The sequence below is a fragment of the Bartonella sp. AA74HLJMH genome, from assembly GCF_042197045.1.
Taxonomy (GTDB): Bacteria; Pseudomonadota; Alphaproteobacteria; order Rhizobiales; family Rhizobiaceae; genus Bartonella.
On record NZ_JBHIRJ010000002.1, the window covers coordinates 113,823 to 126,747 of the forward strand.

Here is a 12,925-nt window from a genome sequence, read left to right on the forward strand (position 1 = left end):
TGGAACTTCAGCAACCATTGCTTCTGTTGTGATCAGAAGGCTCGCAATTGAAGCCGCATTCTGAAGAGCAGAACGCAAAAACTTTCACGGGATCAACAATTCTTGAAAGCAATCAAATCACCAAATTCACCGGTTGGAAAACATGAAAAAGCATAAAAAAAAACGGGCCCAGAAGACCCGTTTCTTTATTACTTCTATGGAATAAGAGCTTAGAAATCCATTCCGCCCATTCCACCCATTCCGCCAGCAGGCATCGGAGGCATTGGTGTATCTTTCTTTGGAACTTCAGCAACCATTGCTTCTGTTGTGATCAGAAGGCTCGCAATTGAAGCCGCATTCTGAAGAGCAGAACGCACAACTTTCACAGGATCAACAATTCCCAAAGCAATCAAATCACCGAATTCACCAGTTGCGGTATTGTAACCATAAGTGTCAGCATTATTTTCCAGCACTTTGCCCACAATAATAGCGGCTTCTTCACCAGCATTGCTTGCAATCTGGCGCGCTGGTGCTTGTAGAGCACGACGAACGATACTAATACCAGCTTCTTGGTCAGGATTACTTCCCTTAACGGTCAACGCATTTGCTGCACGCAACAATGCGGTACCACCACCAGCAACAATACCTTCTTCAACAGCAGCACGTGTTGCATTCAAAGCATCATCAACACGGTCTTTCTTTTCTTTCACTTCAACTTCTGTTGCACCACCCACACGGATAACAGCAACACCACCAGCGAGTTTAGCAAGTCTTTCTTGCAATTTTTCACGGTCATAGTCAGAAGTTGTTTCTTCAATCTGAGCCTTGATTTGATTGACGCGAGCAGTAATTTCGCTCTTTTGTCCAGCACCATCAATAATGGTGGTGTTTTCTTTAGAAATATTCACTTTCTTTGCACGTCCAAGCATATCCAAAGTGACATTTTCAAGTTTAATGCCCACATCTTCAGAAATAACCTGTCCGGATGTCAAGATAGCGATATCCTCTAACATTGCTTTACGACGGTCACCAAATCCAGGAGCTTTTACAGCAGCAATTTTCAAACCACCACGCAATTTGTTGACAACGAGCGTTGCCAAAGCTTCACCTTCCACATCTTCAGCGATAATGAGAAGTGGTTTTCCAGACTGAACAACAGCTTCAAGCACAGGAAGAAGAGATTGCAAATTAGACAATTTCTTTTCGTGAATGAGAATGTAAGGATCATCAAGATCAGCGACCATTTTCTCAGCATTTGTGACAAAATAAGGGGAAAGATACCCACGGTCAAATTGCATTCCTTCAACGACTTCTAATTCCGTTTCAGCGGTTTTAGCTTCTTCCACGGTAATGACGCCTTCATTGCCCACTTTTTCCATAGCATCAGCGATCATTTTACCGATTTCAGCAGCGCCATTAGCGGAAATTGTTCCCACCTGTGCAATTTCTGCTGAAGTTTGGATTTTTTTTGCTTTTTTGAAGAGGTTTGCCACCACTTCTTCAACAGCAGCATCAATCCCACGTTTAAGATCCATTGGGTTCATGCCCGCAGCAACAGCTTTAACACCTTCTTGCACAATAGCTTGTCCTAAAACAGTTGCTGTTGTTGTTCCATCACCAGCGATATCATTGGTTTTAGAAGCAACTTCGCGCAACATTTGTGCACCCATATTTTCGAACTTATCTTCCAGTTCGATTTCCTTTGCAACGGATACACCATCTTTTGTGATACGAGGCGCACCGAATGATTTATCAATCACCACATTGCGACCTTTAGGGCCGAGTGTCACCTTAACAGCATTAGCAAGGATGTCGACACCGCGCAACAAACGCTCACGCGCTTCACGGCCAAATTTGACTTCTTTAGCAGCCATTTAATTTCTCCTTGGAGTTTTCTCAAAATAGTACACAATGAAAAACTAAGTGCTTCAATTAGCCCATAATTCCCATAATGTCAGATTCTTTCATGATGAGGAGGTCTTCCCCATTAATCTTGACTTCAGTTCCAGACCATTTTCCAAACAAAATACGGTCTCCTGTTTTGACTTCTAAAGGCACGCGCTTTCCGTTATCATCGAGAGCGCCATTGCCAACAGCAATCACTTCGCCTTCTTGGGGTTTTTCTTTTGCTGTATCAGGGATGATAATCCCACCAGCCGTTTTATTTTCAGATTCAACCCGACGGACAACGACACGGTCGTGAAGTGGGCGGAATTGTATATTAGCCATGTTTTAAATCCTTAAAACTGAACATAATTGAATTAATCTTAAAAGTTCTTGCTAGCACTCTCAAATTACGAGTGCTAGCATGTGTTAGATATAAAATCGGCATCTCTCAATGTCAAGAATAGCCATAAAAATAATTTCTCTAAATGAAGCTTCAAAGTCTTGCCTCTTATTGCACTTTCGCGTTATCTATCTTTTTTGAGAACCCGTGAACAAAAAAGGATCTTATCATGGTTGAAACACGTCAGGAAACGGATAGCTTTGGAACGATTTCGGTACGTCAAGATCGTTATTGGGGCGCACAAACTGAACGTTCTCTGCATAATTTTAATATTGGCAGTGAAAAGCAGCCTCTTGCCATCATCTATGCCTTAGTCCTTGTCAAAAAAGCAGCAGCGATTGTAAATATGGGCAAAGGAAAACTACCAGAAAATATTGGAAAAGCAATTATTGCCGCCGCTGATGAAGTGCTTGCTGGCGATTTTGATACGCATTTTCCACTGTCCGTCTGGCAAACAGGTTCTGGCACACAAAGCAATATGAATGTCAATGAAGTCATTGCTAATCGTGCTAGTAAGATTTTGGGAGGAAAACTTGGAAGCAAAAAACCAGTTCATCCCAATGACCATGTCAACATGAGCCAATCATCGAACGATTCCTTTCCCACGGCGCTTCACATTGCCACCACGTTGCAAACACGCCAACACTTACTGCCAATCCTTGAAGCTCTTATTGCGACATTAAAACAAAAAGAGCAAGAATTTGCAGATATCATTAAAATCGGCCGCACCCATACGCAAGATGCAACCCCTTTAACCTTAGGGCAAGAATTTTCAGGCTATCGTGCCGCATTAGAAGCCAATTTTCAGCGTATTGAAAATGCTCTAACCGATGTCCAAATGCTTGCTCAAGGTGGTACGGCTGTTGGCACAGGGCTGAATGCGCCAAAAGGTTTTGACGTTGCTTTTGCGCAAACAGTGAGCACTCTCACAGAAATAACGTTCCAAACTGCCAGCAATAAATTTGAAGCACTTGCCCATCATGGCGCCCTTGCGCATTTCCACGGGAGCTTGAATGCTCTCGCTGCTGATCTGTTTAAAATTGCCAATGACATTCGGTTTTTAGGCTCTGGTCCACGTTCCGGTTTAGGGGAACTCAGTCTTCCTGAAAATGAACCCGGATCTTCTATTATGCCCGGCAAAGTCAACCCCACGCAATGTGAAGCCTTAACCATGGTCGCATGCCAAGTTTTTGGTAATCACACCAGCGTAACCTTTGCCGCAAGCCAAGGACATTTTGAACTCAACGTTTATAAACCTGTTATTGGCTATAACGTTTTACAATCAATTACCCTTCTTGGTGATTGCATGCGTTCTTTTGATATGCATTGCATTCAAGGATTACGAGCCAATCGTGTTCATATTCACTCACTCATGGAGCGCTCACTCATGTTAGTCACAGCTCTTGCACCAGAAATTGGCTATGAAAAAGCTGCTGAAATTGCCAAAGCAGCGCATAAAAATGATACAACTTTGCGCACCGAAGCATTAAAAGCAGGTGTTTTTGTAGAGGATTATGACCGATTAGTTGATCCTAAAAAGATGATTGCTCCCCAATAAACAACCCACTAAAAAAGATGCAAACATCTTAAAACAAATCTTTCTGTCAAAAGATCGGGGTGTAAACACCCCGATGATGACTGATAACAATTACCCACAGCGTTCATTTTAGGCTCTGATCCGCATTTATGCTATGGGTGGTTTTGTTGCTTATATTGTACTTAAAAGGCACAACGGTTTTGCAAAGGCATGGATAGTCATAGCTCAACACCCAATAGCTATACTGGCAGAAAGTGATTTAAATGGATATGACCTTAAGGTGTTTTTCATTCTAGCTTCGCGTCTTGATTTTGAAAATCTATTAGCTATCAACCAAACAGAATTAGCTCAAAAAAATCGGTATTATCGGTATTAATAGACATAATTTCAATCAAAGTATAAAAAGATTAATGAATTCATCGTAGTTACGCTTTACAATGTTATCATTATTGATAACATTGGGTAGATAACTCTTATCTCAATGAGATAATGTGTTTATTTATAATGATAATCTAGCGTTATCCATATTGAACGAGAATCCTAAATACCGTAAGATTTTCTCATTTTAAATCGGTCCCATGTTGCATCAATCAAAATCACTGACTTGCACATCACAAACGCAATGAATGTATGAATAGAAATTGTATCCGATAAGGACTACAAACGCCTCTAATGAACCACCTCAAGTGCCAAGGACTGTCACAACGGACAAAAGGGGCCTCTGTCACAACATTGTGGAGAGGACTGTCACAACAACCCCACGAACTGGCAAATATAGTAATGGTACCGGCGTGCTCCTTTATGAAGCGTAAAAGAGGTGCTCAATAGATTTATTATTATACCATTCACAATCGCTGTCATGAAATGGATTTAGGAACATTGAGAAATGTCTCCTTTATGAAGCGTGAAGATGGGAGTGCTCAATAGAGGAACAGCTGTTGGAACAAAATTCAATGCACCGAAAGGTTTTGACCTTTGCTGAAACAATCAGCTCTCTAACGGGGATATCCTTGACAGCTCGCAAGAAATTGGAGGCATTTGCCCATTATAGCGCCCTCACCCATTTCCACAAAAACCTGAATGGCACGCGCTAATCTCTTTAAAATCGCCAACGACATTCAGTTTTTAGGCTCTCATCCACGTTCCGTCTTTAAGCGAACGGAACGGAGAGTTTATCCGTTTTACATGACGTATAAGAAACCTCATGAGACTTGAGATTCTCGCACTTTACTCCTTCTTATTCTTCGTATTCCATTCAATCAATCAAAACTATTCGCTTGGATTATCATAAGCAAAAGTGGCATATAGATAAAAAAGAAATAAAGTCGCTCATCCCCTCAAGTGCTCAAAAGGCTATCGCAATACAAAGCTATGCAATATCAGAAACGAGCAAAGAATATGATGGTGCCAATATGCATTTTTTACGATCAATTGAATATGTAAGCACATTGATGTCAATCATAATGGATAATACATTTAATAACAAAAAGTGTTTTAATATATATAAAATAATGTTTTTTAATAAGTAAAAAGCTTATTTACTATACTATAATTTTTTCTAAAACACAGAGAACACTGAAGGCGTATAAAAAAATCCTGAAAAATCAATATAAACCCGGCATAATAGCATGAAAACAAGTTTTAAGAACGCTTAAATATGGATAATTATAGAGTTTTTGAGTGTTTTAGTTTTCATAATGATATTAATTATAGATTTTTTTAACCAATTTGTATATAATACGATTTGTATCTGAAATAAATTGGGGACGTTTTTATGAAAACAAAATGTTTAGTTGCACTATCTATTTTCACCTTCATTACCGCTTCAACAGCGCAAGCAGCAGATACGGTAATCTTTAAGCAATCAGAACCGAAGGTTTCATTGCAAGATGTTTCATCGTCACGTATTTCACCGGTTACTGTTTCTGCACCTTTTTCTTGGTCTGGTTTTTATTTTGGAGGACAAATTGGATATTTTTCCAATAAAAATACTCTAAATTACGCACAAGAAGCTAGGGGCGGAAAATGGGCTTGGGTTGATAGAGATTTATCACCGAAACTATCAGGATTGAGAGCAGGTTTGTATGCAGGTTCTAATATTGATCTGGGAGATCTTGTTTTCGGTTTTGATACCGATATGGTCTGGTCTGGAAGGAAAAGCACCCAAACAGACAATGGAAAGAAAATTCTAGATGAATCAAACTCCATTAACATTGCCTTTAAAAAAGCTGGGATTCCTATCATAAAACCTGCAGCTCAGGGTGAAACGATATCCAACTATGGTGACATTGTTGTTAGCAGTGTAACATTGAAAGAAACGTGGTCTGGTGCCACGCGCGCGCGCATTGGTTTTGCTTCCCATCGTCTTATGCCTTATATTGCAGGGGGTATAGCCTATAGACAGATGCAATATATCATGTCACTTTTATCAAAATCGCAAGAAGATTCGACAATTTTTGCTTCTGGCAATGTGTTAGATGAGACAAAAACAATGTTTGGTTACACTGTTGGTGGTGGTTTTGATCTTGCAATGACAGATAATATCATCATGCGTACAGAATATCGTTATTCAGATTTTTTTAAAAAGAAATTTGCAAACGATAACCTTAAAATCTCTTCTCAAACGCATGATGTTCGCTTTGGTATCGCTTATAAATTCTAAGTTTTGTAGAAAAATTGAACGATTAAAAAACCCCGTTAAAAACGGGGTTTTTTAATGCCCCTTTCCCCCTAAAAAGACGTAGATTCTAAAAACCTGTACTAAACTGTAAACAAATAGTCACGAAACAATAAAGCCTCTCCCTCTCTTAAAGCAAGCTCCTATCCTCTCAGCCTTTCATGTAATGCCTTTGGAATATAAAAGCTTTACCATCATACCACTGGGTGCCATCGTAAAATAAATGAGAGCCGTTATTTAAGAGATATTTCTTTAAAATAAATATAGATATTGTGCATCAATTGCAGTTTTATAAGATGATGTTGACTTGGCCTCCCCGCTCTTAAAGGATAAAGATTCTAAACACCCATTTTTAAACACCCATTTTTAAACACCATGTCCGTTTATAAAAGCACAAAAACCCTTGGAGACTCTTGGGAGATATTGGGGGATCTTGGGCGGGCTTCTTTGGGTTCCTCCTCATGGAATGCCCTTAAATCTCAAGCAAGATAAACACTGAAGAATATCCAACACACACCGAAAAAAATACTGTAACGTTTCAAGGAAGTATGCCCTATATGACCACACTTCAAACAACAGTATTTTACCGCTATTATATGCCAGAGTGGAGAGAGGATATTGCGGTTCTCTGTTTATGTAATTTCTGTAACGGGAAGACAGCTTCATTTGGAGAGAACATGAAGTTGTCAAGGTAAAAAACCAATTTCCAACCTTACCATTTCCCTCTGCTTTACAACTTTCAAAAGCCTCTAAAGCAAAATCTTTTAAGCCTCTCATGCTCCTGCCTTTTAAAGAGTGGAGATTACGCACTACCCCATGTTTTTGTTGCTCACATATCTTTTTGGCGATCACGCCCCTCATGTCATACGACAACGCTTCAAACCAAACACACTCAAATCCAAGACACTTGGGTTGCCAATTCACATGCGTGTTTTAAAGAAACAGCTCTCAAAACCCTCAAGCCCATTTTGCGACAGCACCTACAAGAATATAAAATCTATAGAGCACCATCTCTACACTTCATAAAAGTGCAAGCAGGCACCCCCCCATCCATCATACACTTTAACCTCCAATGATGCCCTTGAAACGGTTCATAAGAGGCATTTTTATTCATTTTTTGTAAAATTTCACTCCACGCGAGCTCATCTAGCTTGTAACGTACAAGCGACATGATTTTGGTTGATTTACTATAAGCAGACTTGAAATGAGAGAATCCTACGGTATTCGAGGTTTTTCATTCAACATGCAAAACATTGAACACGGTCTATAAATCCCATGTTTTATACCCCCCATGTTTTATAAATCAAAGCGATGCGCCATAACAGGATAAAGGAAAATATTTATGAAGTGGTGCGGGTGGTCGGACTCGAACCGACACTCCTCTCGGAACCAGATTTTGAGTCTGGCGCGTCTACCAGTTCCACCACACCCGCACACTGCTATAAAAGACAGGACTATAAAAGACAGACTTGTCGATTATTCCTTTGCACTATATGAAGAAGAACAGATTCGTCAACAGAAGACTTCTCATTTTTTAAGAATTCATATCATTTTCTTATCTATTTTATGGAATATTTTCTTTATTGGATTTCTCTACCGGATTTATAGCAATCTCATTTGTAAAGTCTTTACCTCTTAAACTTATAAAAAGCCTCATGATATTAAACAAATTAAAGCTTTGGACGATTTCTTTAGCAAATCGGCGTACAGCACCACACTGGCTTGGTTTCATTGCCTTTATTGAAAGTTCTGTTTTTCCAATTCCCATAGATGTTTTATATATTCCGATGCTTCTTATCCATCAAAAGCGGGTTTATCGCTATGCTTTAATTGCGACAATCTGTTCTGTATTAGGAGGCATTGCCGGTTGGTTTATCGGACATTTTGCCTATGATACCCTTGCCAAACCCATTTTAGAAATTTATGGTAAGGTTGAAAGTTTTGAATCTCTGAAAAATAGTGCAACCCTGCAATTTCTAATCATTTTACTGATAACATCAGGTTTTTTTCATCTTCCCCCCATCAAGATTGTCACAATTTTGGCCGGTGTTATGAGTGTACGTCTTGAACTTTTCATGCTTATTTGTATTTTTTCTAGAGGCGCTCGTTTTTATCTTCTCGCGTGGCTGATTAAACATTTTGGACAAAAAGCAATGAATTTTCTAGTACAGCATTTCAAATGGATTGTTCTCATTGGTTGTGTTAGCCTCCTTTTAATTTATGGGATTTTCATAGCTTTTTTAAACAGGAAGCTTTTATAAGGAACAGACTTAATGGCATGCGTTTTGTCTTCTCACCCACTTTTACACAAACACCTTCATCTTGAACCCAGCAGAAAAGAACAAAGTTTATGGGCTTTTTTTCTCGCTTTTTGCTTGTCTGCCACAATAGGTATTGCCCTTGGTTTTGAATATTTCGGAGGATATCTTCCTTGCGATTTATGTCTCATAGAGCGTTTTCCTTATTATGGAGCCATACCATTTTTGCTCTTAGCAGGTTTTGGGGCATATTTTTTTCGCATAACTGCTTGGATACAACTTTTGTTTTTGTGTGTTTTTGTCTTAATGTGCATCAGCCTTGTTTTAGCCGTTTATCATGCGGGTGTTGAATATGGCTTTTGGGAAGCTCCCCTCAGCTGTGGTTTAAGCGCAGTCAGAAAAACCTCAGACATTAACCAGCTGCTTAACCAATTAAATAGCATTCATCCCCCTTCTTGTTCTGAAGCATCCACACGCTTTCTTTTTCTTTCATTTGCCGGTTGGAATGTCGTCTCAAGCCTATTTTTCTCCCTTATAAGCCTCTATATTACTTCAAAAGGGCTCCTTTCAATCCATAAAAAACTCTAACCATAAAATAGAAACGAAACCGCGTGCACTCGTTCTCTCCAATCGCTTTCCCCTACCAACAACCCTCCAATCACCAATCCCCACCCAAAACCACCCACCGCCAAACCAACCCACCCACACCAACGAGTCACCAACATCCCTCCTCTAGCGTTGTACTCAAAAGACAAAAATAAGCAGATACATCCATTTTATGGTTTCACCTCTCTGTACTTATAAGCAACATTTTGATAAAAACTCGTGATAGAAAAGCCGTAAAATAATAAGTGAGGGGACCAATAAATATAAATGGTCTGCTATGGCTGAAGATAAGAACACAGAGCCTTCTACCCTATCACCTATTTCCTTAGATATAACCAAACTTGAAGAACCATGTGTTATGATGGAACATGATCATAATGCATGGCGTGAGCATATAAAAGAAAGGGATTTAAATGCGCCTTACGAAAAACCACCTCATATAAAACCACGAATCAAATCGGCACCACGCATCAGGCAAGTTTTTTGGTGCGATTTTCCTCATGATTCGATACTCCCTGAATTTTGGAAAAAGCGGCCTGTTTTAGTGCTTTCTAAGAATGCAAAATTATATGGAAATGTGACAGTTTTACCTTTTTCAACGAAATCACAACCCAATAATCCCGCTGCGTATCCAATACAATCTCCCATAGAGAATAAAAAAGCATGGATTATCTGCAATTATGTCACAACAGTTTCTGTAAGTCGTTTAAGTTGCTCACGTACCGTTCCAAGATTATCCTGCGAAGATTTTCATAAAGTTGTAGCTCTGATGCTTAAATATTTACCGCATTTACACTATTGACTTTTGAGAAAAATAAGTGTACCTATATCAGCATACACGGCATCAGTAATGGTGGCCGCTTCCCCGCAAGGGGAGATAGGAACGAAGGAGTGGGAAACCGCTCCTTTCGTCATTTTTGGTATTTTTTTGAAAACTGCCATTTTTTGCAACCTTCCCTAGAACATATCCAACATTCATTCTCCACCGTTGTTGTTTTGAAATATTTGCGATTTTGGGTAAGCAGAAGACAATATCCACACCTTGGATCCGGTAAAGTTTCCCACGGAGATTACCGAGATGTTGTACATACTTATCATTTCATTGCACAAAAAATCGTTCTGCCGTTGCTTAAACTTTATATGATTTTCCGCAATGGGAATATCTTTCCAAGATTGAAAAAAAGCTTCGCTTTATATGACCACACCTCAAACGATCGTATTTGACAAAATAACAAAGAAAATTCTCTAATAAACCAGAAATCAACACCCAACCGATTTCTATCTCTTCACCAAAAACAATTGTTTATTGCCCTAACCGCATTATTTCACCTGTCACACGACCCAACATAGCTTTTGCAGATAGACTTTCTTCCTCTTCTCCTAGAAACGATATATTAAGCTATTTTGGGATTTACTGCTAAATTGCTTATGCTTGCACTTTGAATACCTTTCTCTCACCATATAAAAGGTAGATAAAAAAATAATTTCGTTTATCAGCTTTATTTTAAAGACATACCTATTTTTTATAGGATACGTTTTCCTTTCTATCAGCCCTATCGCATTTAATACACTTGTCGTTTCTAAACATGAACAACCAAGCATCACAATGAAGCAATAGACACCCATCACTTTCATGGGCACTTGCATTGACAAGAGATAAACAAGAGCATTAATCACCACACACGGAACAAAAGTCTATAGAGACTACGCCATAGACTTTCGCCACGCAAGGGTTATTCTTAAAGCATATTTATGATGAGATAATCATTTATGACATCCTTTTTGTTACGCCAAAGAACGGGTTTTGCTAACGAGTTTTACTATTGTGCAAATTTTTCAAGAGAAATCCTCATTCGCTCATAGATGACAAGATTTCTTTATGGAGAGCGCACATGACGCTCAGCTTTGACCTTTTCCATAACAAGGGTAAGTTCAAACTTTAACCAACACGACAATACACCTACTCTAAACGATTTATGTACCACCTCATCGGCAACAGGCTGCTCCAATATCGGTGCATTGACTTGAGGATTTTTTGCACTTCCACGCACCGTAAAAAAAGAAAATATTTTTCTCATGTTGCATTCTCATTTCAATTTATAATGGATTTTAAAAGTGCCCCAAAAAATCAAACAAAAATAGAGAGGTAAGTTACGAAAACTACAGGGTAAATTTTACTGCCCAAAATGTCTATTTTCCCCCGCCTGAACAGTCAGAGGAACACTATAAAAATTATTTTTATTGAAAAACAATTACTTATAATCTAGGGAAGAAAAGTAAAAATCTCCCCCAGAAAAAGAGATTACCTTCAAAATTATCAAAAAAAGCAGCACAATTTTAGTGATCTTTTTATTTTTTTTCTTTTGATCAAAGAGAGCTGGCAGGTGTCTTAGGCGCCCCTCCGGTAGGTTCCCAATTCGCAACAGCCGCTAATTCCTCAATAAGCTTCTCTCTTGGTAAATTATCATCATCCACCAACTTGTACTGAACGGCATGTTCACTAAGCCACTTTATAAGCGTTCCTTTAACAGTTTTACCACCCTCAGCCTCACTCACCGCTTCCCATGCCGCAACAATAGCAGCAAGCTTTGGAGCATAACGTGGATGCGTTGGATCTTGAAACGCATATTTTTGATCCTTAACGTCACGAGAATCATCCTCAGGGAAAAAAACTTTAGGTCTCTTACCACGCAATAAAAGCCATTTTTTTAAATCATCTAGGGAAACAGAAGAATATTCAGCAATAGGACCGTTCAAATGCCCCACCCGAAAACCACTAAGATAGTACCATTCTACCCTTAATTTTCCCTCTTTTGCTTCTCTTACTATGTCACTATAAACAGCTCGGAACAAAGCAATTTTATCAAACGGTACTCGCTCCTCTCCTTCGTAAATATCACTGTCTTCAGGGCTATATTCGCCGGGAAATTTACATACGAGTGGATTCAAGCCCGCTATCAATAACGCTGCCTGCAGTATTGTTATTTTTTGAGAACATAAAAACCATTCTAAACTTTCATCAATTTCCATATATTCCCCGCTTTTTCTACGAAACTTAACATATTTTTCAAAATGCTAAGAGCAATCTCCTTCACTACACAGAGATTATACTCCCCTCATATTGCACACTTATCACACTTTTTAACAATCCCACAACCACACCCCTCCTTGTGATACACAAGAAAATGATTTGAATTGTTTCAATATAAGAAGTTTTGAAGTGAGAGAATTTTACTGAATTTTGGGCTTTCATACAAGATATCAGGCAAGTTACAAGGCGATAAATGCCCCTTCATAAAGCATAAATTTTTATGCGTGATCAAACAATTTGATATGATAATATCTCTTTCATTTATGCACCCCCACCCTTAAACCTGCCCCTGCAATCACAGCACAAAAGATAATTCGTTACACGCTAACAAATCCACCTAAATGCAAAAGCTGTAACAACGCTAAAATGCGCGTAAATATCATAAGAATACTGGCTTACACCTCCACAAGCAGAATAAGTGGCGTAAAACTGTACAATAAAATGCCATGCCTATAATGAACCGTTCTAAAGACTGTCGCAACACTGGGAG

10 protein-coding genes, 1 tRNA gene and 1 pseudogene are annotated in these 12,925 nt (G+C 39.0%); 6 read left to right on the forward strand and 6 right to left on the reverse strand.

The window, feature by feature from the left end:
* Nucleotides 1-209: 209 nt before the first annotated feature.
* Nucleotides 210-1,853: a chaperonin GroEL gene (groL, locus tag ACFINH_RS02045; protein WP_273790908.1), complete on the reverse strand. Its 1,644-nt coding sequence runs from the start codon at nt 1,851-1,853 to the stop codon at nt 210-212.
* Nucleotides 1,854-1,911: 58 nt separating this feature from the next.
* On the reverse strand, nt 1,912-2,208 hold the full coding sequence (groES, locus tag ACFINH_RS02050) for a co-chaperone GroES (RefSeq protein WP_005774667.1): 297 nt from the start codon (nt 2,206-2,208) through the stop codon (nt 1,912-1,914).
* A gap of 227 nt (nt 2,209-2,435) precedes the next feature.
* On the opposite strand from groES, the gene fumC reads away from it, so the two are divergent.
* The 3 genes and pseudogenes from fumC to ACFINH_RS02065 all read left to right on the forward strand — a co-directional run bounded on the left by fumC (nt 2,436) and on the right by ACFINH_RS02065 (nt 6,465).
* On the forward strand, nt 2,436-3,824 hold the full coding sequence (fumC, locus tag ACFINH_RS02055; protein ID WP_375611602.1) for a class II fumarate hydratase: 1,389 nt from the start codon (nt 2,436-2,438) through the stop codon (nt 3,822-3,824).
* A gap of 907 nt (nt 3,825-4,731) precedes the next feature.
* Nucleotides 4,732-4,949 (forward strand): annotated as a pseudogene (locus ACFINH_RS02060) (lyase family protein); the annotation flags it as partial.
* A 628-nt stretch (nt 4,950-5,577) separates the two neighbouring features.
* Nucleotides 5,578-6,465: an outer membrane protein gene (locus tag ACFINH_RS02065; RefSeq protein ID WP_375613252.1), complete on the forward strand. Its 888-nt coding sequence runs from the start codon at nt 5,578-5,580 to the stop codon at nt 6,463-6,465.
* Nucleotides 6,466-7,828: 1,363 nt separating this feature from the next.
* Here ACFINH_RS02065 and ACFINH_RS02070 read toward each other — a convergent pair.
* Nucleotides 7,829-7,913: transfer RNA gene (locus tag ACFINH_RS02070), tRNA-Leu, on the reverse strand.
* Between the two features lie 222 nt (nt 7,914-8,135).
* Here ACFINH_RS02070 and ACFINH_RS02075 point away from each other — a divergent pair.
* On the forward strand, nt 8,136-8,741 hold the full coding sequence (locus ACFINH_RS02075; RefSeq protein WP_273790911.1) for a YqaA family protein: 606 nt from the start codon (nt 8,136-8,138) through the stop codon (nt 8,739-8,741).
* A 12-nt stretch (nt 8,742-8,753) separates the two neighbouring features.
* Entirely contained in the window at nt 8,754-9,326 is a 573-nt protein-coding gene (locus tag ACFINH_RS02080) for a disulfide bond formation protein B (RefSeq protein WP_375631971.1), read from the forward strand.
* On the opposite strand, the gene ACFINH_RS02085 is transcribed toward ACFINH_RS02080, so the two are convergent.
* A complete protein-coding gene (locus ACFINH_RS02085) occupies nt 9,323-9,457 on the reverse strand; it encodes a hypothetical protein (RefSeq protein WP_375613250.1) in 135 nt (44 codons plus the stop codon). The genes ACFINH_RS02080 and ACFINH_RS02085 overlap by 4 nt on opposite strands.
* Nucleotides 9,458-9,621: 164 nt before the next feature.
* Between ACFINH_RS02085 and ACFINH_RS02090 the strand changes: the two genes are divergently transcribed.
* Entirely contained in the window at nt 9,622-10,146 is a 525-nt protein-coding gene (locus ACFINH_RS02090; RefSeq protein ID WP_375613249.1) for a type II toxin-antitoxin system PemK/MazF family toxin, read from the forward strand.
* 1,075 nt (nt 10,147-11,221) lie between these two features.
* On the opposite strand, the gene ACFINH_RS02095 is transcribed toward ACFINH_RS02090, so the two are convergent.
* Both ACFINH_RS02095 and ACFINH_RS02100 read right to left on the reverse strand, forming a co-directional pair.
* Nucleotides 11,222-11,422 carry a hypothetical protein gene (locus ACFINH_RS02095; protein ID WP_375631973.1) on the reverse strand — a complete coding sequence of 67 codons (201 nt, stop codon included), beginning with the start codon at nt 11,420-11,422 and terminating at the stop codon, nt 11,222-11,224.
* Between the two features lie 289 nt (nt 11,423-11,711).
* Nucleotides 11,712-12,374, reverse strand: coding sequence for a hypothetical protein (locus tag ACFINH_RS02100; RefSeq protein WP_375631975.1), 663 nt, complete (start codon nt 12,372-12,374; stop codon nt 11,712-11,714).
* Nucleotides 12,375-12,925 lie beyond the last annotated feature (551 nt).

Excerpts from the sequence above, each read along its gene's own strand:
- fumC (WP_375611602.1), top strand. The coding sequence starts at position 2,436 with ATGGTTGAAACACGTCAGGAAACGGATAGCTTTGGAACGATTTCGGTA.
- ACFINH_RS02075 (WP_273790911.1), top strand. The coding sequence starts at position 8,136 with ATGATATTAAACAAATTAAAGCTTTGGACGATTTCTTTAGCAAATCGG.
- ACFINH_RS02065 (WP_375613252.1), top strand. The coding sequence starts at position 5,578 with ATGAAAACAAAATGTTTAGTTGCACTATCTATTTTCACCTTCATTACC.
- ACFINH_RS02100 (WP_375631975.1), bottom strand. The coding sequence starts at position 12,374 with ATGGAAATTGATGAAAGTTTAGAATGGTTTTTATGTTCTCAAAAAATA.
- groES (WP_005774667.1), bottom strand. The coding sequence starts at position 2,208 with ATGGCTAATATACAATTCCGCCCACTTCACGACCGTGTCGTTGTCCGT.
- groL (WP_273790908.1), bottom strand. The coding sequence starts at position 1,853 with ATGGCTGCTAAAGAAGTCAAATTTGGCCGTGAAGCGCGTGAGCGTTTG.
- ACFINH_RS02095 (WP_375631973.1), bottom strand. The coding sequence starts at position 11,422 with ATGAGAAAAATATTTTCTTTTTTTACGGTGCGTGGAAGTGCAAAAAAT.
- ACFINH_RS02080 (WP_375631971.1), top strand. The coding sequence starts at position 8,754 with ATGGCATGCGTTTTGTCTTCTCACCCACTTTTACACAAACACCTTCAT.
- ACFINH_RS02090 (WP_375613249.1), top strand. The coding sequence starts at position 9,622 with ATGGCTGAAGATAAGAACACAGAGCCTTCTACCCTATCACCTATTTCC.